This is a genomic window from Streptomyces sp. TM32, assembly GCF_004122755.1.
Lineage (GTDB): Bacteria > Actinomycetota > Actinomycetes > Streptomycetales > Streptomycetaceae > Streptomyces > Streptomyces sioyaensis.
Map to the genome: position 1 here is coordinate 18,710 of NZ_SDIG01000045.1, position 20,872 is coordinate 39,581.

The 20,872-nt window shown below is 69.9% G+C and carries 19 protein-coding genes; 11 read left to right on the forward strand and 8 right to left on the reverse strand.

The genetic code is table 11. The features are described 5' to 3' along the window. Nucleotides 1-545 precede the first annotated feature (545 nt). The 3 genes from EST92_RS13430 (at nucleotide 546) to EST92_RS13440 (ending at nucleotide 2,309) form a co-directional block, all read left to right on the forward strand. Nucleotides 546-845, forward strand: coding sequence for a DUF6506 family protein (locus tag EST92_RS13430; protein ID WP_129281164.1), 300 nt, complete (start codon nucleotides 546-548; stop codon nucleotides 843-845). Between the two features lie 98 nt (nucleotides 846-943). Further along, nucleotides 944-1,618, forward strand: coding sequence for a protein-L-isoaspartate O-methyltransferase (locus EST92_RS13435; RefSeq protein ID WP_129281165.1), 675 nt, complete (start codon nucleotides 944-946; stop codon nucleotides 1,616-1,618). A 1-nt stretch (nucleotide 1,619) separates the two neighbouring features. After that, complete coding sequence (locus tag EST92_RS13440; protein ID WP_129281166.1) at nucleotides 1,620-2,309, forward strand: DUF429 domain-containing protein; 690 nt, start codon at nucleotides 1,620-1,622, stop codon at nucleotides 2,307-2,309. A gap of 7 nt (nucleotides 2,310-2,316) precedes the next feature. Here the strand turns inward: EST92_RS13440 and EST92_RS13445 are convergent, their stop codons facing one another. From EST92_RS13445 to EST92_RS13455, 3 genes are all read right to left on the reverse strand, one after another. After that, entirely contained in the window at nucleotides 2,317-2,988 is a 672-nt protein-coding gene (locus EST92_RS13445) for a rhomboid-like protein (protein WP_254068798.1), read from the reverse strand. A 213-nt stretch (nucleotides 2,989-3,201) separates the two neighbouring features. Further along, nucleotides 3,202-5,328, reverse strand: a complete 2,127-nt coding sequence (locus EST92_RS13450; protein WP_129281167.1) for a tetratricopeptide repeat protein — start codon at nucleotides 5,326-5,328, stop codon at nucleotides 3,202-3,204. Between the two features lie 8 nt (nucleotides 5,329-5,336). Beyond that, on the reverse strand, nucleotides 5,337-5,750 hold the full coding sequence (locus EST92_RS13455) for a hypothetical protein (RefSeq protein WP_129281168.1): 414 nt from the start codon (nucleotides 5,748-5,750) through the stop codon (nucleotides 5,337-5,339). 268 nt (nucleotides 5,751-6,018) lie between these two features. Between EST92_RS13455 and EST92_RS32155 the strand changes: the two genes are divergently transcribed. From EST92_RS32155 to EST92_RS13470, 3 genes are all read left to right on the forward strand, one after another. Further along, nucleotides 6,019-6,288 carry a hypothetical protein gene (locus EST92_RS32155; protein ID WP_129281169.1) on the forward strand — a complete coding sequence of 90 codons (270 nt, stop codon included), beginning with the start codon at nucleotides 6,019-6,021 and terminating at the stop codon, nucleotides 6,286-6,288. Continuing rightward, nucleotides 6,281-6,892 carry a DUF6879 family protein gene (locus tag EST92_RS13465; protein WP_129281170.1) on the forward strand — a complete coding sequence of 204 codons (612 nt, stop codon included), beginning with the start codon at nucleotides 6,281-6,283 and terminating at the stop codon, nucleotides 6,890-6,892. The genes EST92_RS32155 and EST92_RS13465 overlap by 8 nt, the downstream gene beginning before the upstream one ends. 96 nt (nucleotides 6,893-6,988) lie before the next feature. Next, entirely contained in the window at nucleotides 6,989-9,292 is a 2,304-nt protein-coding gene (locus tag EST92_RS13470) for a LuxR C-terminal-related transcriptional regulator (protein ID WP_129281171.1), read from the forward strand. 42 nt (nucleotides 9,293-9,334) lie between these two features. On the opposite strand, the gene EST92_RS13475 is transcribed toward EST92_RS13470, so the two are convergent. Beyond that, the gene (locus tag EST92_RS13475; protein ID WP_129281172.1) at nucleotides 9,335-9,778 is read right to left on the reverse strand and encodes an ATP-binding protein; all 444 of its coding nucleotides are present in this window, start codon (nucleotides 9,776-9,778) and stop codon (nucleotides 9,335-9,337) included. 190 nt (nucleotides 9,779-9,968) lie between these two features. Between EST92_RS13475 and EST92_RS13480 the strand changes: the two genes are divergently transcribed. Beyond that, nucleotides 9,969-11,033 carry a TAXI family TRAP transporter solute-binding subunit gene (locus EST92_RS13480; RefSeq protein WP_254068799.1) on the forward strand — a complete coding sequence of 355 codons (1,065 nt, stop codon included), beginning with the start codon at nucleotides 9,969-9,971 and terminating at the stop codon, nucleotides 11,031-11,033. A 64-nt stretch (nucleotides 11,034-11,097) separates the two neighbouring features. Here EST92_RS13480 and EST92_RS13485 read toward each other — a convergent pair whose 3' ends face one another. From EST92_RS13485 to EST92_RS13495, 3 genes are all read right to left on the reverse strand, one after another. After that, nucleotides 11,098-12,483, reverse strand: a complete 1,386-nt coding sequence (locus EST92_RS13485; protein WP_129281174.1) for a HAMP domain-containing sensor histidine kinase — start codon at nucleotides 12,481-12,483, stop codon at nucleotides 11,098-11,100. After that, entirely contained in the window at nucleotides 12,480-13,166 is a 687-nt protein-coding gene (locus tag EST92_RS13490) for a response regulator transcription factor (protein ID WP_129248062.1), read from the reverse strand. The genes EST92_RS13485 and EST92_RS13490 overlap by 4 nt, the downstream gene beginning before the upstream one ends. Before the next feature lie 129 nt (nucleotides 13,167-13,295). Then, nucleotides 13,296-14,666 (reverse strand): MFS transporter, encoded by a 1,371-nt coding sequence (locus EST92_RS13495; RefSeq protein WP_174244009.1) that lies wholly within the window; start codon nucleotides 14,664-14,666, stop codon nucleotides 13,296-13,298. Between the two features lie 331 nt (nucleotides 14,667-14,997). Between EST92_RS13495 and EST92_RS13500 the strand changes: the two genes are divergently transcribed. The 3 genes from EST92_RS13500 to EST92_RS32575 all read left to right on the forward strand — a co-directional run bounded on the left by EST92_RS13500 (nucleotide 14,998) and on the right by EST92_RS32575 (nucleotide 18,200). Next, a complete protein-coding gene (locus tag EST92_RS13500) occupies nucleotides 14,998-15,678 on the forward strand; it encodes an alpha/beta hydrolase (RefSeq protein WP_216849098.1) in 681 nt (226 codons plus the stop codon). Between the two features lie 17 nt (nucleotides 15,679-15,695). Further along, nucleotides 15,696-16,073: a hypothetical protein gene (locus EST92_RS13505; RefSeq protein WP_129281176.1), complete on the forward strand. Its 378-nt coding sequence runs from the start codon at nucleotides 15,696-15,698 to the stop codon at nucleotides 16,071-16,073. A gap of 384 nt (nucleotides 16,074-16,457) precedes the next feature. Beyond that, entirely contained in the window at nucleotides 16,458-18,200 is a 1,743-nt protein-coding gene (locus EST92_RS32575; protein WP_129281177.1) for a helix-turn-helix transcriptional regulator, read from the forward strand. A 235-nt stretch (nucleotides 18,201-18,435) separates the two neighbouring features. Here EST92_RS32575 and EST92_RS13515 read toward each other — a convergent pair whose 3' ends face one another. Further along, nucleotides 18,436-19,161, reverse strand: a complete 726-nt coding sequence (locus EST92_RS13515) for a glucose 1-dehydrogenase (RefSeq protein WP_254068800.1) — start codon at nucleotides 19,159-19,161, stop codon at nucleotides 18,436-18,438. A 353-nt stretch (nucleotides 19,162-19,514) separates the two neighbouring features. On the opposite strand from EST92_RS13515, the gene EST92_RS13520 reads away from it, so the two are divergent. After that, on the forward strand, nucleotides 19,515-20,720 hold the full coding sequence (locus tag EST92_RS13520; protein WP_129281179.1) for a hypothetical protein: 1,206 nt from the start codon (nucleotides 19,515-19,517) through the stop codon (nucleotides 20,718-20,720). Nucleotides 20,721-20,872 lie beyond the last annotated feature (152 nt).

Consider the following 20,872-nt stretch of genomic DNA (forward strand, 5'->3'; position numbering starts at 1 on the left):
GATGGGAGTAAGCCAGTGAGCGCTGACGCCGAGCAGCCTGTTCCGCCTACCGGCACCATCCACCGCCCACCGGCCGAGGTCGGTCGGTCCGCCGATCCAGGTGTCTCCAGGTGCCACTGCGGGCGGTCGCTCATCCGATGCAGCGGCTGCCGGGGCCTCCGTTGCCTTGACTGCGACCCCTACTCTTCCGATGACTGCATCTTTGACCTCTGAGCACTCCTGCAACGGAGCCTCCGCGGAGCAGCCTGCGAAAGCACCAGTTGTCCCCGGCGTACCGGCCGACTCGTCTGCTGCTCCCGACCAGGGGCTGTACCCGATGAACCTGCCCGCTCCCGGCCCCGGACGGCCGGTCGACGGGCTGCGATCAGGGGTGTCCGACGGGCCTGCGTGGATGCGGCGAGGCTGCTGCTCCCGGCGGGTGCCGGGAGCGCGGAGTGAGGGCGCCGGCGCCCGCGGATCTCTCGCGGTTCATCTCCGAACCGGGGACGTCCTCGTCCCGGTTCTGCTTGGCTGGTGGCTTCGACGACCACAGGAGGTGCACCCGCATGGCGCTCACGCACTGGGGATTCATCTACACGGCAGCCGGCAGTGCCGCAGGCGGCGACGTCAGTGTCGTGGACACGGGGAAGTGTCGCACCGTCCTCGTGGGGGTGGAGAAGCCTGAAGAGGGGATCGAGGCCGCGCGGCGTCTGGTGGGCGAGGGCGTGCAACTGATCGAACTCTGCGGGGGATTCGGGCCGGTGTGGGCCGGTCGCGTCATCGAGGCGATCGACGGTGCGGTCCCCGTGGGCACGGTTGGCTACGGGCCCGAAGCGGTCGATCAGGTGCACGCGATCTTTACCTGACTGCCCGCAGATCATGGCTGTGACCTGGTGTTCCGTGAGAGCGGGGTAGTGCTGGAACGGATCGTGACCGACGATGGTCTGGAAGGGAGGCGGTCAGGATGTCCCGTCTCCGCCGCGATCCGGGCCCCGAGGACCTGGTGCAGGCCGCTCGCGCCTCCGGCGTGACGGACGAACGCCTGCTGCGTGTCCTCCAGGCGACCCCGCGTTCGGCTTTCGTCCCGGCGGCACACCGCGCGTCGGCGTACGCGGACGCGCCGGTTCCGATCGGTCATGGCCAGGTGACGACGCAGCCCTCCCTTGTGGCGACGATGGTCGCCGCCCTCGGCCTCACGGGGGACGAGTGCGTCCTGGAGATCGGCAGCGGCCACGGCTTCCAGACGGCGCTGCTGGCACGCCTCGCGGCGTACGTCGTCGGCGTCGAGCGGTGGGCGGACATGGCCGGGCAGGCCCGCGCCAACCTCGCCGGCCAGGGGATCGGGAACGCCGAGATCGTCGTCGGCGACGGCACCCTGGGCGTGCCCGGCCGGGCGCCGTTCGACGCGATCGTGATCTCCGCCGCGTTCCCGGAGGTGCCGCCGCCGCTGGCCGCACAGCTGCGGGCGGGCGGCCGTCTGGTGCAGCCGATCGGGCCGGGCGGCCAGGAGCGGGTCGAGCTGTACGAGAAATCGGAGCAGGGCCTCGTGCGCCGCCGGACCGTCGCACTCGCTTATTTCGTCCGCCTTTACGGTGCGTACGGCTATCCTCCGACGGCCCCGTTCGAGGACGCCGGCTGACATGGTGACCGTTCTCGGCGTCGACGCGTGTCCGGCCGGATGGCTGGCGGTCCGGCTCCACGACGGCCGCTTCGCGGAGGCACGGGCCGTCACCACCCTGCTCTCCCTCTTGCCCGGAGCCGCGGCCGGCAGCGTCGCGGTCGTGGCCGTGGACATGCCGCTGGGGCTCCTCGACGCCGGGTGGCGGCGGGCGGACACGGAGGCGGCGGCCCTGCTGGGCCCGCGGCGGGGCAGCGTGTTCCGGGTGCCACCGCGTGCGGTGTGGCAGGAGGAGGAGTACGACGATGCGCGGCACCGGTGCCGCGAACTCACCGGGGCCGGGCTGAGCCGCCAGACCTGGGGCCTCGCACGCAAACTCCGTGAGGCGAACGCCGGCTTGGCGGAGCCTGGGGGTGACCGGCTCTTCGAAGTGCACCCCGAAGTTTCGTTCCGGGCCCTGGCGGGCGGGACAGCGCTGCTTCCCCGCAAGAAGAGCTGGGCAGGGCAGATGGCTCGGCGCTCGCTCCTCGCCGACGCCGGCATCGTCCTCCCGGACGACCTGGGGGACGCGGGGCGTACCCCGCCGGACGACGTGCTGGACGCGGCCGCTGCCGCGTGGACGGCCGACCGGATCGCCCGCGGCCGGGCCCGCTCCCTCCCGGATCCGCCCGAGCGCAATGCGGGCGGGCACCCGGTCGCCATCTGGTACTGACCTGCGCTCACTTACCGCTTGCTGCGGCCCGGGTGGGCGCCATGAGGGCCTCGGTGGTCGCCGGTGCGCTCGGGCGCTGCTGCGGAGAGCGGCCCTGCGCGGCAGAGCGCAGCCAGGTGGTGTGGGCCCCGAGTACGCCCAGGCACAGGGCTACGAGGTGACCCGCGTCGGCGAGTTCCTGGTTGATGATCCACGCAACGGTGAGCAGCCCGGCAAGGGCGGGCAACCCGTAGCGGCGAGCTCGCCGTCCGCCGAGGGGCAGCAGACAGGAGACCGTGGCCACGAGCCCGTAACTGATCCCGACGTCGCGGGCCCTGGCCAGGACGCCTGGCAGGTGAACCAGCTTCATCAGCCACATGGCGCCCTCGGTGAGGAGCGTTGCCACGAGGTGCCCGAAGAGGAAGACCCCGAACCCGCGCAGCGTCCCCCACCGCCACTCCGCCAGCCCGAGCACGCCGGCCACGGCAGCTATCCCCAGCAGGACGGGGACGCCGTCCACCACCAGTCCACTGGTGAAGAGGGTCCACCACTTGCCGCTTTCAAGATGGTGCACGTTGCTGCTGTTGTGCCGGATGAAGCGGGCCTGTTCCCGCAACGGCTGCGAGACCATCCACCCAGCGGTGGCCAGCAGCAACGCCACATACACCGCCGTAGCGGGCAAGCGTCGCAACCATGTCACCCCCGACACGATAGTCAATCCGACATTAGCCCCATATAAGCCTCCACGGCTGCCATGTCGCTCTGTCCTCAGTGCACCGGCATCGCGCCGTCGCCTACCCGGACCCCGAAAGCGGCCGGTGTCGTGAATCCGGCGGTGCCCGGCCGCCACATCCGGCCGGGCCACCACATCCGTCCGGGCACCGCAACGCACCGCGCCCCACCGGGAGTCGAATCAGGGCGTATTTCGCCGATCTTCCTTGAGCTCGGCCAGTACCTTCCTGCTGGCGGTTGTAAAAGGATGGTCGGCGCCGAGGCTGTTCGTCCGCCTTTCCGTGACGTCATTCATGAGGCTTACTGCCGCCTCGAAGTGTCCAAGTTTATGCTGAATTCGAGCGTATAGCTGTTGCGCCGAAAGCGCGATGGGGTAGTCGGACCCGAAGCGACGTTCATACGTGTCTGCGACCAGTCGGATCTCCTCATCGGCCTCGTCAAAGCGCCTGAGTACGTAAAGTGCCCACGCATGGTTATGTCTTGCTCCCAGTGTGACCGTGTGATCCGGGCCGAGGTACCGCTCACATTCCGACGGCAAGGAAAGCAATGCAGAGTTGTCTTCCCTTTCGAGTTCGGCCGCCGACAGCATCGTCAGCAGGCTGGCCCGGGACCGCAGTGTCAATGGATGTGCAGGCCCGAGTGCCGATTGTCGGCCCGCAATCGTGGCGCGGAGCAGAGACAGGGCTTCCGCCTGCTTGCCAAGGTTTCCGAGCACCAGTTGAAGACCGTGGCCACTGTCCAGGGTGTCCGGGTCGCAGGCTCCGAACAGCCGCTCCTGATGGCTTCGGACCTGGCGCAGCAGCGGCTCGGCCTCCGCGTACTTTCCCAGCCGGAACAGTGCTCGACCAGCCCTGGAACGCGCAGCCAAAACCAAGCGGTGCTCCGGACCGAGGATGTGCTCCGAAAGTGCCACCGCACTATGGGCGGTCTCCCAGGCGGACAGATAGTCACCGGTACGGTGCAGCGCAGTGGCCAAGCGGGTCGCCATGCCCACCAAATCGGCCAGTGTTGAGGAAGTCGCAGCACGTTGCAACAAGGCGATGAGATGGGGGCTGAGCAGCCGTAGATGCGGGTCTTCCGGGCCGGCGTCAGGAAGTTCAGGAATCGCGGCGTCCAACAGCCGGCAAGCAGTCGAGTTGAGAGTGCTCAGCGAATCCGGTGGCGTGGCGGAAGCGACGCTGTCGAGCAGTACACCGTGACTTTGAACGCACCGCACGCCCACGTTGACCAGTTCAGTGAGCGATTGGTCGAGCAACGCTCTCAGTGCGGTTTCAGTGCGAGCCCGCGGGAGTACGCCACTGATTTCAGGACGATTCAGCAGGGTCAGTGGCAGTGGCTCCGAAGCGAAACGGGCGAGCAAGCGAAGCAGTGTCACTGCCTCGGGCAGGCCGCGCGCTTCGAATGCGTCGAGCGTGAGTTGCCAGGTACGCCCTACCAGGTGACGTGGATCTACATCTGACAAGAGGTCAGCTCCTTGGTCGATGAGCTCGACACGTTCTCCTTGCTCAAGGTGTCGGCTATAGGCGTCCATCGTCCAGGGGTCGAGCACTTGGTGGGACAGGAAGCCACCCGCCAGCGTCAGCGCGAGCGGCAGTCGACCGAGTCTGTCCGCGATCACCGAAGCCTGCTTCAGCGTGCCGCTCTGCGGGGCCAGGTCGCACAGCACTCGTGCAGCGTCTTCCCGCGGCAGTACCCCGATGTGCTGCAACTCCGCTCCTGGCCACCAGCGAGCAGTTGCACGCCGTGTCGTGACCACCACGATGCCGCCAGGGCTGGTACGCAGCCAGCTGCCATCCCTCAGAATCTCGGGATCATCTGCGTTGTCCAGTACCAGCAGCCACGGCTCAGCGGATCGGTCGAGGTGTTCCCACACGAGGTCGGCTCCAGGACGCAGGCCGTTGCGAGCAGCCAACAGCTCGCCATCTGTGGCACCACGGTCCGCGGCAACGGCGAGCATGCCGGAGCGCAGGCTCGCACGGTCGGAGGCGTTCACCCACAGGCCGACACGACCGCTGGCCTCCGTAGCGGATTGAAACAAGGCGTGAGCGACGGCAGTCTTGCCGCAGCCTCCCATGCCGTGAAGAACGAAGGCCTGGCCGCCCTTTCCTTCCGCGACACTCGCCCGTAGGCGCTGGAGCACTTCGGCGCGGTCGCGCAAAACCACGGGGGCTCGGCCCACTGCCGGGCGTCGAACCGAGTCCGGGCCGGCCAAGGCAGGGGCATCGCTGCCGTGATAGTGGTACTCGCTGATGTGTTGGTCACGCGACGATTGGTAGACGCGGCCGCCGTCTTCGGCGTGGCCGTCCATCGCACCTCTCATCGTTCATTGATGTGCATGTCTCGGCCAGCTTGATAGACGCGTGCTCGCCCGGATGCAGTTCCGTGCTGAGTGATCCGTGCAGCGTGCGTAGCGGCTTCCGGATCGACGTCGTCAAGCAAGCTGCGAAGGTCCTCAATGGCCTCTGGCCGGGCGAGCAACAGCCGGCGGAGATACCCCTGCCACTGCAAGCACAATTCACTCAGCGTCTCTTGGTCGGCTGCTGAGCGGGCGCGCAGCACTTCTTCGCGACTTGCGTCCAATTCATCGGAAACAATGTGAGCCCTGTCCGGCTGCAGACGCTGCCACAGCCGCGTTAATCCGTCGCGAGTGTGCTGCCAGGCCTCAGTTGCCATCAGAGTGACCAAGGTGGTGCCAGCGGTCTGCGTGAACGATGTTAATTCCGGATCCATAGCTCCCCCAGCTGAATCGCTACTGCTCCAGATTCCTGCTATAAGTCCACAAATTCGACTGTCGAGGCCGTGAGGGCCTCGCGGCCGCTCAAGGTCAGCATCGTTGCACCGTCGAACTGAACGAGCAAGCGAGCCTCGATAAGATATTCCCACGGCATATGCCATGTGTCCGTTTTTCCTGCGTAGTCCAGTGTTTGCTCTAGCTGCGTCGAGCTTCAGGCGCTAACCTCAAAACGCTCTGGAACGTCCGAAAGAGAGGGGTGGTTGTGTGGCCAGGCCGTGGGAAGCTGACCCTACAACGCAGTTCAAAAGGCGGCTAGGGAAATCCCCGCAGGAGTTAGGGCATACAACAGATAATCCCGACTGTCCCGACATCTGGGAGCTGGAGAATGGAGATGTCGCCATCATCGGCAGGGATCTGACGAACTCGCTCGGGAAAAATCTACCACCGGGGGTATCGGTCGGCGCCGACGAACGACTCGTGGTCATCCCGAGGAGCATGATGGTCGCGGCGAAGCCGGATATCCCAAGTGTTTGAGTCGTTCCAGCGAACCATCTCAGAGCATTTGGACCGGCCGAGCTACCACGAGGACTTTCGCCGCCATTATGAGAGCGGCATCCGCTTCTTGAAGAAGCTCGAGCGTGGGCAGAATTTCAAGGAGCGAGGTTTTCCCAGCTGGGAAGCCTTCGCCGTCGGCGAGTGGAATAGGGCGCTCTCCTTGATTGAGGAGAAGCGTGAAATCTACGCCGGCCAGTTCCGGAAGGCTGCGGAGCTCGGCATTCTGGAGCGTCGGCTCCGCGTAGTGCAGTTCCCTGTCACTCCGTACGTACAGTGGGAACTGTTCGTGCTTCGGCTGCGGGTGGAATTGGGTGACAATATCCGAGTGCTGGATGCCCGCAAAATCTCAGATATCGAAGTCGATCGCCTTGTGCCAGAAGTTGTGATCCTTGGTGATGAGGTCATGTACGAGGTGGTTTACGACGACGACGGGAACGCGGCGGGAGCAAATCGGATCGCGGATCAAGGAGTGATTGAAGAAACTTCCGCTGGCTTCGATGAGCTTTACCGTCGAGGGGAAGGTTTCACCGAGTTTTTCAATCGGGAAATTGCGCCACTCGATCCTCCGATGGTCGTTCAATGAGTGATTCCCCCGAGGTGGGGGTCCCTTGAACGTCCCTCGGCGAGCTGGTGCTCCAGGTCAGTTGCCCACCCCCCGGGGGCCGTCTAGCGTGCGGGTATGGGCGGTCGTGTCTGGGAGGCGGGGGTGTTGCCGGCCGAGGTGACCCGGTTCATCGGGCGACGGCGGGAGATGTCCCAGGCCAGGGCGCTGATGTCGCGGGGGCGGCTGGTGACCTTGACCGGTCCGGGTGGGATCGGGAAGACGCGGTTGGCCTTGCGGGTCGCCGCCGAGGTGCGGCGGTCCTTCCCCGGCGGGGTGTGGCTGGTGGAGCTGGCCGCGCTGGAGGACGGGGAGCAGCTGGCCCAGACCGTGGCGGCGCGGCTCAGGCTCGGCAACGAAGCGATCCGTGATCCGTTGGCCACGCTGGTGGACCATGTGGCCGATCAGCGGCTGCTGTTGGTGCTGGACAACTGCGAACACGTACTGGACGACTGTGCGGCGCTGGTCGGCACCGTGCTGCGCGCGGCACCGGACGTGCAGGTGCTGACGACGAGCCGGCAGATGCTGGGCGTGGGCGGGGAGTGTGTGTTCCCGGTGCCGCCGATGGTGCTGTCCGGGGAGGGAGTGTCCCCCGAACTGTGCGAGGCGGTGACGCTGTTCGCCGACCGGGCGGCCGCGGTGCGCCCGGATTTCGAACTCACCGCGAGCAAAGCCGCGGTGGTGGACGAGATCTGCCGACGGCTGGACGGGGTTCCGCTGGCGATCGAGCTGGCGGCGGCGCAGCTGCGCGCGCTGTCGGCGGAGGAGATCCTGAGCCGGCTCGACGACCGGTTCAGGATGCTCACGGCGGGGTCCCGGGCGGCACTGCCGCGGCAGCGGACCCTGCGGGCGGCGATCGACTGGAGTCACGACCTGTGTACGAGCCAGGAACGCCTGCTGTGGTCGCGGCTGTCGGTGTTCTCCGGCGGTTTCGATGTGGACGCCGTCGACCAGGTCTGTTCCGGGGTGGGTATGGAGCGCGGCCATGTACTCGGCGTGCTGGTCGGTCTGGTGGACAAGTCGGTGCTGGCCTGCGAGGAGCGCGGGGCGCGGATGCGGTACTGGCTGCTGGACACGCTGCGCCAGTACGGGAGGGAGCAGCTGGCCGCGTCGGGTGAGGAACACGTGCTGCGGGAGCGGCACCGTGACTACTACCGGAGGCTGGCCGAACAGGCAGAAGCCGAGTGGTTCGGCCCCGACCAGATGGGCTGGTTCACGCGGCTTCGTATGGAGCATCACAACTTCCGGTCGGCGCTGGAGTTCTGTGCGGACGAGCCCGGAGCGGCAGATACGGCGCTGGGTCTGGCGGCCTCGATGTGGATCCACCGGCTCGGCTTCGGCTCCTTCAACGAGGGCCGGCAGTGGCTCGGCCGCGCCCTCGCCCGGGACGAGGAGCCGCGTCCGGTCCGGGTCAAAGCGCTCTTCGTCGACGGGCTGCTGGCCGTACTGCAAGGCGACATCGACGCGGCGCAGGCGCGGGTGGAACACTGCCGGGCACTCCTGCCCGCCCTGGGGGACGACCCGGATCTGAGCCGGGCGACGGTGACCCTGGACGGCCTCGTGGCGCTGTTCCGGGGCGACTTCCGCCGGGCCGTCCCGCTGCTGGAGGACGCGCTCGCAGGTCACCAGGCCGCCGACGACGCGGGGAACGCGGCCGTCACGTCCTTCATGCTCGCCACCGCGTGCGTCAATCTCGACGATCCCGCCGCGACCGTGCACGCCGAGCGGTGCCTGGCGCTGTGTGAGGCCCACGGTGCGCAGTGGTCGCGGACCCACGCGCTCTGGGTCCTGGGTCTGGACCACTTCCGCTGCGGGCGCCACCAGCGGGCCGGCACGCTGATCCGGCACGCGCTGCGGGACAAGCCGCTCTCCTACGACCAATGGGGTGTGGCCCAGTGCCTGGAGGTCCTGGGCTGGTGTGCGGCCGCCGCGGGGCTCGGTGAACGGGCTGCCACGCTGGTGGGTGCCGCCGAGGCGACGTGGGAGGTCGCCGGGTCCACGCTCACCGGGCTCGGTCATCTGCAGGCCGGCCACGAGCAGTGCACGTCCGCACTCCGCGCCGAGTTGGGCGACACCGCGTTCGCGGCGGCCGTCCGGGCCGGGAAGCAGCTCACCCTGGAGCAGTCCGTCGCCTTCGCGTTGGAAGAGTCCGGCGCTCCCGGCCCGCCGCCGGCCCCGCAGGAGGCGCCGGTGCAGCTGACCCGCCGCGAGGCCCAGGTCGCCGAGCTGGTCGCCGAGGGCAGCACCAACAAGGAGATCGCCGCCAAGCTGACGATCTCCCGGCGCACCGCCGAAGGCCACGTCGAGCACATCCTGACCAAGCTCGGCTTCACCTCACGCGCCCAGATCGCCGCCTGGGCCGCCAGGAACCACACCGCCTGACCCTGCCATCGGCAGCAATGCCCTGACCGGCGGCACGGAGCGTCAAGCGGCGGTGCGGGCCGGTGCACGCAAGCGCGCCCAGTGGGTGATGGAGCCGCCCCCGTGCATGCAGGTGCCGTGGGAGGTGGCCAGCGTGTCGATGAGGAACAGGCCGCGCCCGTGTTCGTCCTGCGCGCGGCTCGCCGCACAGCACCCGGTTCGCGTGGCCGGCCCGCCGTCGGTCACGGCGATCCACACCCGCAGGTCCGCATGCTCACGGTGCAGGTGCAGGTGGAGAGCCAGCGGCGGACGCGCGTGCACCACGGCGTTGGTCACCAGCTCGGACAGCACGAGCAGCACCGAAGCGGAGGCCTCCTCGCCGACCCGCCAACTGTGCAGCAGCGGCCGGGCGATCCGGCGGGCGTGGCCGACCGCCTCCGGCCGGTGAGCGAGCCGGCACGAGGTGTGGTCGGCCGTACGCGACGGCGAGATTTCCGTGGTCGTCATCGGTGGTCATCCGGGAGTGAGGGGGCGAGGGACGGAGTACGTCCCACACTCCGCCGCCACCTCCCCGCTGATAACGGGGAAAATGCCTGAAACGCTACGTGCCTGCCGGCTACCCGCACGCGTTTCCCCTGGCGGGCCGGCGGTCTCCAGACGATGGCCGCGGCGTCTGGTCTGCGGTTACACTCCGCCCGTGACCAGCGCAGATGCGCCTGTAGCAGCGAGCCGCGAGGCGGGCGGGACACTGCCCGGGGTGCCTGGCGGGGCGCCGGTGCGGCGCGTTCGTCGGGAGTCGTCCCGGGGCCTCGGGCGTCGGGATCTGCTGGGGCTGGGGCTCGCCGGGGTCGCGGCGGCGGCCCTGGCCGGATGTGCCACGGAGTCCGTGCCGGTGCGCCGGCTGCGGTTCGCCACGGGGCCGCAGGGCGGTCCGTACCACGCCTTCGGCCGGGCGCTGGCCGAGGCCGTCGCCCGGAGCGGTCACCGGTTGGACGTCGTTCCGGTGGCCACCTCGGCGAGTGTGGACAACCTCCGCCGGCTCGACGGAGGGTCGGTGGAGCTGGCGCTGGCGATGGCGGACGCGGCCCAGGACGCGCTGCTCGGCCGGGCGGAGTTTTCCCATCCGGTTCCGGTGCGGGCCTTGGCCCGGGTCTATGTGAACTACACCCACCTCGTCGTTCCGGCGCACGGACCGGTGCGATCGGTCGATGCGCTCGCCCGGCGGCCGGTCGCCACGGGCGCGGCAGCTTCCGGAGTGCACGTGATTGCAGGGCGGTTGCTGCGGGCGGCGGGCCTGACCGGTGACAGAGCGGTGCGGGAGCGGCAGCTCGGCCTCGCCGAGTCGGTGGCGGCGCTGCGCGCGGGCACGGTCGATGCGCTGCTGTGGTCCGGAGGCGTGCCGACGCCCGCGCTGTCAGCGCTCGCCCGGACCCTGCCGTTGCGGTTCCTGCCGCTGGACGGCTTCGTGAGCGCGCTGCGGGAGCGCTACGGCTCGGTCTACACGGCGGTCACGCTGCCGGCCGGGGCGTACGGGCTGCGGGAACCGGTGGGCACCATCGGCGTCGGCAACTACTTGACGGCACGGGCCGACGTACCGGAACCCGCGGTGCGCGAGCTGCTCCACGTGGTCTTCGACCGGTGGCGCGACCTGCTGCGGGACGTGACGGCGGGGGCGCGGCTGGAACCCCGCTTCGCCATCTCCACGGGCCGGGTACCGCTCCACCCGGGCGCGGTCGCGTACTACCGGTCGGTGTACGGCTGACCGGCCGGGCCGCTCCGTGTACGGCTGACCGGCCCGGCAGCGGCCGGCGGCCGGAGCACGGTGGTCATCGGTCGGCCCGGACGGCCGGCAGCAGCAGTTCCATGGCCAGGCCCCGTGGCGTGTTGTGGCCGGCGGTAAGGCGGCCGCCGCTGATCTGGGCGATCTCGTCGGCGATGGCCAGGCCCAGCCCGCTGCCGGGCACGTTCTGGTGCTGGGCGCCGCGGACGAAGCGTCGCAGCAGTGCGTCCACCTGGTCCTCGGACACCCCGGGGCCGTTGTCGGCGACGCGTACGACGACGTTCCCGCCCCTGGACGCGGCGTGTACGTCGACGCGGCCGCCGGACGGTACGAACTTGGCGGCGTTGTCGAGCAGGGCGTCCAGGACACGGCCCACCGCGTCGGGCAGCGCGCGTACCCGCAGGTCGTCGCGCACGTCGGCGGTCAGCTCCAGGCCGTTCGCGCGGAAGACGGGTTCCCAGGCCGCCACCCGCTCATGGACGGCCGCCGACGCGTCCTGGTCGGTCAGTCCGGCGCTGCCGGACTCCACCCGGGCGAGCGCGAGCAGACCGTCGAGCAGCTCTCCCAGACGTTCCGCCTCGTCGAGCGCGCGGGAGTGCTCCGCCCGGCCCGGCCCCGGGGGGAGGTGCGGCTCCACGTTCTCCAATTGGAGCACCAGGGTCGCCAGCGGGTTGCGTAGCTGGTGGGAGGCGTCGGCGACGAAGGCGCGCTGGCGGTGCAGGGAGGTGCCCACCGCCTCCGCCATGGTGTTGAAGTGCTGCCGCAGACGGCGCAGTTCCGGTGGTCCGGTGTCGGAGACGGCCCGCGCCTGGAGACTGCCGGCCGCCAGCCCCTCCACCGCCCGGTCCAGGTCACGCACCGGACGCATCAGCCACCGGGTGAGCCCCGCCGCGACCAGGACGGCCGAGGCGAACGCGGCGAGGGCGCCGGCCGCGAGGAGCGACCAGCGGACGGTCACGTCCCGGCGCGCGGCGGCGGTGGGGGCGGCCAGCAGTACCGCCCCGCTCACCCGCTCGTCCCGCCCCACCGGCTCGGCCAGCACCACGGTGGACGGGCCCCAGGGCCGGATCGTCGGCAACGTCGCGGTGGAACGGCCGGTCAGGGCCTGGGTTTTCGCCTCGACCGCCGTTGCCGCGGCCGCCGACGCGGCGCCCGCCCCGGCCTGCGCGACGGGGCGTCCCGTCGTGTCCACGACCAGCACAGCGGCCCGGTACAGCTCCGCGTACCGGCCGATCTCGGTGGACAGCTCGGACCGGTCGGCCGCGGTCCGCACCCGGTCGGCGAGGTCGGCGAACCGCACCGCTTCGGACCGCCGCTGGAGCAGCAGATGCTCGGTGCGTCCCCGGGCGGAGGAGTCGGCCAGCGGAATCGACAGCAGGAGCACCGCGGCGCCGATGAGCACGATCAGTACGGCCAGGAGTCTGCGCCTCATCGGCCGTCCTCCTGGCCGGTGGCCCCGAGCTGGTAGCCGAATCCTCGGACCGTACGGACCAGGCCGGGCCTGGCCGTCTTGGCGCGAATACCGGCCACATGGACGTCCAGGGAGCGGGAGGCGGCCAGAAACGCGTCGCCCCAGATCCGGTCCAGGATCTCCTCACGGGAGTGCACCTCGCCGGGCCGCGCGGCCAGGAAGGCGAGCACGTCGAACTCCCGCCGGGTCAGCCGGATGTGCTGCCCCGACACCGTGACGGTGCGGCCCGCCGGATCGATCTCGACGTCACCGGTGCGCACCCGGCCGCCGGTGGGCCCGTCGCCGGACGGGGCGCCCGTCCGGCGGCGTACGGCGTCGATGCGGGCCATCAGCTCGGTCATCCGGAAGGGCTTGACCACGTAGTCGTCGGCGCCCGCGCGCAGGCCCTGCACGATGTCGCGCTCCTCGCAGCGGGCGGTGACCACGATGAGGGGCGCTTCGCACACGGTGCGCAGCCGCCGCAACAGCTCCAGCCCGTCCAGGTCCGGCAGGCCGAGGTCCAGCAGGACGAACTGGGCCTCGCGCGCATGCTGCAGGGCGTCCGAGGCGCGGCCGACCCTGCGGACGGTGTGCCCGCGCTGGGCGAGGGCGGTGCCGAGGGCGAGGGCCATACGGTCGTCGTCCTCGACCAGAAGCGCATGCATGCGGATATTTCCCCTGTCACCTGGACAGCGCCTTCTGGATACCCCATCGACGGCTCCTGGGGAAGAGGCCTGCCCAGGTGGGGGCCGTGGCTACGGGCCGCGGGCTGCGGTGCCCGTAGCCACGGCGGATCAGCCGGCCGTAGCCACCGGGGGCAGGCTCCCGGCCTCGGGGGCCGCGTCGGCCTCGGCACGGCTGAGCGCGGCGTCCCGGGTGTCCGGCATCAGGACGTAGGTGACCAGGGAGATCAGCGCGCACCCGGACACGTACCAGAAGAACATCGTCTCGTGACCCGCGTCCTTGAACCACAGCGCCACATACTCCGCCGTACCGCCGAAGAGCGCGTTGGCGATCCCGTAGGGCAGCGCCACGCCCAGGGCGCGCACCCGGGTGGGGAACAGCTCCGCCTTCACCGCCGCGTTGATCGAGGTGTACCCGGTGACGATCACCAGGGCCAGCAGCGACAGTCCGAGCGCCGACCAGTACGACGACGCCGACCGCAGGGCGGTCATGATCGGGTAGGTGCCGACGGTGCAGCCGACCGCGAAGGTGATCAGCAGCGGGCGGCGGCCGATCCGGTCCGACAGTGCCCCGGCGAAGGGTTGCAGCACGGCGAAGACGGTCAGCGAGGTGAAGCTCACCAGGGTGGCGGTGGTCTTCGCCATGCCCGCACTACCGATCAGGTACTTGGTCAGATACGTGGTGTACGTGTAATAGGCCACCGTGCCGCCGAGGGTGAGCGCCATGACCAGGCCCGCCTGGCGGCGGTGCTGCCACAGGGCCTTCAGGGTGCCGCGGGTGTCGTCGCGGCCGCGGCCGGCGGACTGCTCGGCGAACGCCTCGGTCTCCTCCAGGCGGCGCCGCAGCCAGAACACCACCACCGCGAAGAGCGCCCCGAGGACGAACGGGATCCGCCAGCCCCAGCTCGACAGCTGAGGGGCGCTCAGCGTCTGCTGCAGGGTGATGAGGATGCCCAGGCCGAGCAGTTGGCCGCAGGTCATCGACACGTACTGCATCGATGAGCCCAGCCCCCGGCGGCCGCGGGCCGACGCCTCGGTCAGATAGGTGGCGCTCGCCGCGTACTCACCGCCGATGCTCATCCCTTGCAGCAGCCGCGCCAGCAGGAGTACGAGCGCGCCGACGTAGCCGGCCTGCCCGTAGGTCGGGGCGACGGAGATCAGGAGGGCGGCCACCGACATCATGGCGACGGTGAGGGTGAGCGCGCTCTTCCGCCCGTGCCGGTCCGCGGCCCGGCCGAGGACCCAGCCGCCGACCGGGCGCATCAGGAACCCGACGGCGAAGATCCCTGCCGTGTTCATCAGCTGGGTGGTCGGGTTGTCGCCGGGGAAGAACGAGTCCGCGAAGTAGATCGCGAAGGTGGCGTAGACGAACCAGTCGTACCACTCGACGAGGTTGCCGAGCGACCCGCCGATCAGGGCGAGGCGGCGCTTCGCGCGCTCGTCGCCGGATGGCTTCCTGGGCAGTGCGGCGGACGGTGACATGACGGCTCCAGACGAGAAGTCCCCTGGTGGGAGAGGCGATGAGGTGCTCAGAGGATGCGGGCGCCGTCGTACCCGGACAAGGCCCGGCCGTCAGATCTAACGTGCCGCTAAGAAAGGGACTTTCCCTCGGCCCCCTCCATTGCCCTGATCCGTTGCCCTGGGACTGGCGCGGCTGCCGGGCGTTTCCGGGGGCCCGGAGGCCGCATCGAAATCTCACGGGGATTCCGTGATCCCTGGTGGTCTCCGCTCCGACAGCCTTGATCCCGGAAAGCTTCACCGACCGGCACGCACAGCGGGTCGGACTCCGATCCGAGCACGAGGGTTGATGGTTGTGACTGACATTGTGGTGGTACACGGGCTGTGGGCCGACGGGTCGAGCTGGAGCGAGGTGATCCCGCTCCTGCACGCCGCCGGACACCGGGTGCATGCCGTGCAGCTGCCGCTGACCTCCGTGGAGGAGGACGTGGCGTACACCCGGCAGGTGGTGGACCGGCTGCCGGGGCCGGTCGTGCTGGCGGGCTGGTCCTACGGGGGTGCCGTCATCACCAATGCGGCGCAGGGCGCGCCGAATGTGTCCGCCCTGGTGTACATAGCGGCGTTCGCCCCTCAGCAGGGCGAGCGGGGCAATGACATCCTGGCCCACTTCCCGTCGGCCGTCGGCGAAGCGGTCCAGCAGGACGAGCAGGGCCGGTTGTGGATCGACCCCGACCGGTACCGGCAGGTGTTCGCCGCGGACCTCCCGTCCGCCCGCGCCGCCGTGCTGGCCGGCGTGCAGAAGCCGGCGGCCCCGGCATGCTTCGCCACCCCGTCCGGCGAACCGGCCTGGCTCACGATCCCGTCCTGGTACCTGGTCGCCGAGAACGACCTGGCGCTGTTGCCCGCCGCGCAGCAGTGGATGGCCGAGCGCATGGGGGCGTCCGTCACCTCCGTGCCGGCGAGCCACGCGGTGCTGCTCTCCCAGCCGGAGCGGGTCGCCGACGTGATTGCCTCGGCCGCGACGGCCGGTTGCTGAGCGCGGGGGTGCCGGTCATGAACGAGTTCTTGTTGCGCTTCGCCCTGAAAACGGACGGGGTGGTCTCCGGCCTCGTGGCGGTGCTCAGTCTCCTGGGCGCGCGGAGCCTGGACGGGATGCTGGGTCTCCCGGCGTGGCTGCACTGGGGCCAGGGGGCATTCCTGGCTGTCTATGCCGCTGTGCTGTGGTACGCCGCCACCCGGCAGACGGTCATCCGCTGGGTCGCGGTCGGCGCCGTGCTGCTCAACGCCGTCTGGGCGGTGGGGTGTGTGGCGCTGCTGACGGCCGGGTGGTTCGAGATCACCACGTTGGGGATCTGCTACGTCGGCTTCATCGGCGTGGCGGTGGTGGTCTTCGGCTCCTTGCAGGTGGCCGGTTTGCGCCGGGCCGGTTGAACCGTCCGGCGCGCCCGGATCGCGGTGGCCGTGAGCCGCGGTCCGGGCGCGCGGGCGAAGGCCGTCCGGGCGCGCGGGCGAAGACCGTCCGGCAGCGGTTGGCCGTCGTGGGCGCGGCGCGGATACGTACTCGCCGAGACGGTGGCGGCACAGGTATTTCGCCCCTGACGGCCTTCCCTGCCCGGCCGCGATGATGGATGCGCGCCGGACAGCCTCAGTGACGTGCGAGAACACGGCACCACGGGGGCGGAGGACTGTGTTCCACACTCCCCGTGCGTCGGCGTACGCATACGAAGGTGATCACTCGTTGGACAGGGGGCAGGAGCCATCACCGTTTCCGAGCCGTGCGAGCGGTCGTGCCCGCACTACCAGACCGCCCGTGGGTTGCACGACCAGGACGCGCCGCCGGAGGAGACCGCCGGGCATCTCCTCACCGCCGTGCCGACCGGCATGCCGTGGGTCCTCAGCGTGCTGCGCGCCGCAGCCCGGGCGGCGACGGCACGCGACGATTCCGGCGCGGCGATCCGTTACCTGCTCCGGGCCCTGCGCGAACCGCTGCCGGACGGTGACCGGGCCCTGGTGCTGGGGGAGTTGGGCCGTATCGAGGCCGGCGGTCACCCGGCGGCCGCGGTCCGCCACCTCACCGAATCCCTCGGCCTGCTCACCGACCGGGCGCCGCAGCGGCCAGAGATCGTGCCCGTCCTCGCCGATGCCCTCGCGCGGTGCCGCCGCGGATGCCAGGCGGCCGAGCTGCTCGACCGCGAGGCCCGTGCCCTGGCCCGCGCCGAACCGTCCCGCGGGGACCTGGCGGTGCACCTGGACGTCCAACGTCTCCTGACCGACCTCGATGACCGGACCCGGCGTACGCAGGTCGACCGGACCGTCGCCGAGCTGGAGGCGGCGAGCCCGCACGCACCGGTGGCCGTACGAGGGGTGGCGGCGGTCCGGGCGACCCTCGCCCTCGGAACGGACGCCGACGCCGACCACGTGGCCGCTCAGGCCCGCCGCGCACTGGAGGGCGAGCTGCCGCAGGGCGTGACCGTGATGGCGGCCGAGCTGGCCGTGCAGGCTCTGACCTGGTGCGACCGGTCGAGCGAAGCCGCCGCGTTCCTCGACCGCGTGGCGGCCGACATCCAGCAGGACGCACTGCCTGCTTCCCGGATCCTGGTGTCGATGAGCCGGTGCGAATTGGCCTACCGATCCGGTGATGTGCCGACGGCGATCGACGCGGGCCGCGAATCCCTCGACCTGCTCTCCGCCTCCCGGGGAAACGCCAAAGTGGCACTGGCGACCGCCGCTCTGGTGCGCGCGCTGGTGGAGGCCGCGGAATTCGACGAGGCGGCCGGGCTTCTCGCCCGTCCCGACTGCGCGCGTCTTGAGCCGGACTGGCAGTGGACACACCTGCTGGAGGCCCGCGCGCGCCTCTCCCTCGCCCGCGGCCACGCCGACGACGCGCTGCGCGACCTGCTGGAGTGCGGCCGCCGTCAGCTCGCCTGGCGACGGGACAACCCGGCCGTGCTGCCCTGGCGTTCCCTGGCCGCCCTCGCGCACCGGGCCCTGGGCGACCAGGGCCCGGCCGAACGCCTCGCGCAGGAGGAACTCGACCAGGCGCGGTCCTTTGGCGCGCCCCGCGCGCTCGGCATCTCGTCGCGCACCGCCGGTCTGGTGGCGCGCGGACCACGCGGCCGGCGTCTGCTGGAGGAGTCGGTCGACCTGCTGGGGCAGGCCGAGGCGACGGTGGAGCAGGCCCGCTCACTCATCGAACTCGCCACGGTGCGGCACGAGGCCGGTCATACCCGCGTCGCGCGCGACCTGGCCCACCGCGGCCGCAACCTCGCTCAGCACTGCTCAGCGGCGAGCCTGAGCGCGCAAGCCCTCAGCAGACTGCGGGAATTCGGGGCACGCCCCCGGACCCCCTGCACGGTGGGGGTCGAGGCGCTGACCGCCGGCGAACGCCGGGTCGCCGCCCTGGCGGCCGCCGGCCTGACGAACCGCGAGATCGCGCAGAAGCTGTTCATCACGCAGCGCACCGTGGAGAACCACCTCACCAACGGATTCCGCAAACTGGGCATCACCGGGCGCCGCCAACTCCCCGAAGCGGTCCAGGGCCCGGACACCCGCGCCTGATCCCGGGGCCGTCGGCGGGACTTTGCGGACGCGCCCCAGGTGTATTGACCTGGAGCGTTGTTCACGCGCCTGGTGGGTGGCCGGCCTGCGAGGGCGGGGTGGCACTCCCTGAAACCCGACCCGCCGCTCACTGCCGCAGCTCGGACTCCCCTCTGAGCTGCGGCAGTGTTCGTTCCGACGGCCGGCGCCTGCCCGTGGTCATGGAGGCGCCGGTCTCACGCTTGCGCGGGGAGGTTCAGACCAGGCCGCCGGTCGCCCGCAGGTTTTGACCGGTGATCCACCGGCCGTCTTGGCCGACAAGAAAGGCGACGATGTCGGCGACGTCGGAGGGCTGTCCGATCCGGCCGAGAGGTGTCACGCCGGCGATCGTCTGAAGAGTTTGCGGGGGGTTGGCCGCCTGAAGCATCTCGGTGTCCGTGGCACCGGGAGAGACGCTGTTGACAGTGATGCCGCGTGACCCGAGTTCCTGCGCTGCGACCGCGGTCAGCTGCTCGACGGCGCCTTTGCTGGCGGCGTAGGGGCCGATGCCTGGAGCCGGCCGCACCGTGTTGATGGTGGAGATGGTGACGATCCGGCCGCCGTCGCGCATCCGCCTGGCCGCGTATCGGATGGTCAGGAAGACCGAGCGGGTGTTCAGCGTCATCACGTTGTCGAACATTGCGGTGTCGGTCTCCGCGAGTGGTGTCGGAGTATGAGACATCGCGGCGTTGTTCACCAGAATGTCCAGGCCGCCGAGGTGCTTCTCGGCAGTTTCCAGGAGCTGTTCCGGTCCGCTCGGATCGGCCATGTCCAGGCGCACGGCGTGGGCCTGGCCGCCGTCCGCGCGCACGGTGCGGACGACCTCGGCCGCGGCTTCCTCGTTGGTGGCGTAGTTGAAGACCACTCGCGCTCCGTCTCGGCACAGGCGTTGAACAATCGCCCGGCCGATGCCGCGGGATCCGCCCGTGACGACGGCTGCCATGCCTTTCAACACTGTCCCTCCCACTGACGAGAAGACGGTCTCGGGAACCTGAGCACACTGGTACCGCAATTCTGCAAGATGGCCTTCGGCCCCGCGCCTCATGCCCCGGCCCCAGGTGCATCTGTGGTGCGGGTGAGTGAGGCTCCACGCGCTCAGCACCGGGGGAGTTCGACGGTACTCACTCCATTAGTCACTTCAGGGTCCCGCCCGTGACTTCGGAGGGTGAATGTCCCGCGACCGTCCGTCGAGAATTCTGCTATTTGAGGCGGCAACGGAACCCCGGCAGCCGCCTGCCCCTCTCTCTGGGCGTCCCGCAGACAAGAACTCCTAACGAATGCGATGAGGACCGTTCCATGCGTGAATTCAACCGGCGCGGAATACTCGGACTCGGCGTAGGGGCAGCAGCCGCCATTTCCGTCGCCGGCTGCTCTTCCTCTGGTTCGTCGGACTCCGGCAAGGTCGGAACGAAGTCCGGTCAGAAAGCACCGGCCAAGCCGATAGGCGACGGCTCCACGGCGTACACCGGAAAGCAGCCCAACCAGCCGCACGCACCGGAGAAACTGGCGCCGGGCCAGAAGCCGCCGCAGTTCGTCGTCTTCTCCTGGGACGGGGCCGGCGAGGTGGGCACCGGCCTCTTCCCGCGGTTCCGCAAGCTCGCCAAGGACCACGACGCCTCGATGACCTTCTTCCTGTCCGGGCTGTATACGCTGCCCGAGTCGAAGAGGCGCATGTACCGCCCGCCGAACAACCCCGTCGGCCACTCCGAAATAGACTTCCTCACCGACGAGCACGTCAAGATGACGCTGCAGAACGTGCGCTCGGCGTGGCTGGAGGGCCACGAGATAGGCACCCACTTCAACGGTCACTTCTGCGCCGAGGGCGCGGGCTCGGTGAAGCACTGGACCCCCGCCCAGTGGGACGACGAAATCAAGCAGGCCATGGACTTCGTCACCAAGTGGCGGACCAACACCGGTTTCACCGACCTCGAACCGCTGCCCTTCGACTACAGCAAGGAACTCGTCGGCGGCCGTACGCCGTGTCTGCTCGGCCAGGACAACCTGCTGCCCACGGCCCGCAAGCTCGGCTGGCGCTACGACGCCAGCTCACCCGGCGGCCTCCAGGTCTGGCCCACCAAGAAGCAGGGCCTGTGGGATTTCCCGCTCCAGGGGATACCGTTCCCCGGCCATTCCCGCGACGCCCTGTCGATGGACTACAACCTGATGTACCAGCAGTCGAAGAACTCCACCAAGGCCCCGCCGGTCAACTACCCGGGCTGGCGCAAGCAGGCCACCGAGGCCTACATCGCCGGCTTCAAGCGGGCCTACGAGACCAACCGCGCCCCGTTCTTCATCGGCAACCACTTCGAGAAGTGGAACGGCGGCATTTACATGGACGCCGTCGAGGAGGCGTTCAAGCACATGGCGGACAAGCAGAAATACAAGGACGTCCGGCTGGTCTCCTTCCGCCAGCTCTGCGACTGGCTGGACGCCCAGGACCCGAAAGTCCTCGCCGACCTGCGCCGGTTCGGGGTGGGCCAGCAGCTCACCGGGCGCAGCTGACGGCGCTGGAGGGGCGGAAGGCCCCGGCCCCACGCGGCCGGTCACGTTCATCCGTACGTAGCTGGGCGCGTTCAGGGCTCTGGCAAGATTTTCGTAGCCGGAGATCATTTCGGTGGTGTCGTGGTCGACCGATCCGCATAACGGCGTCGGAG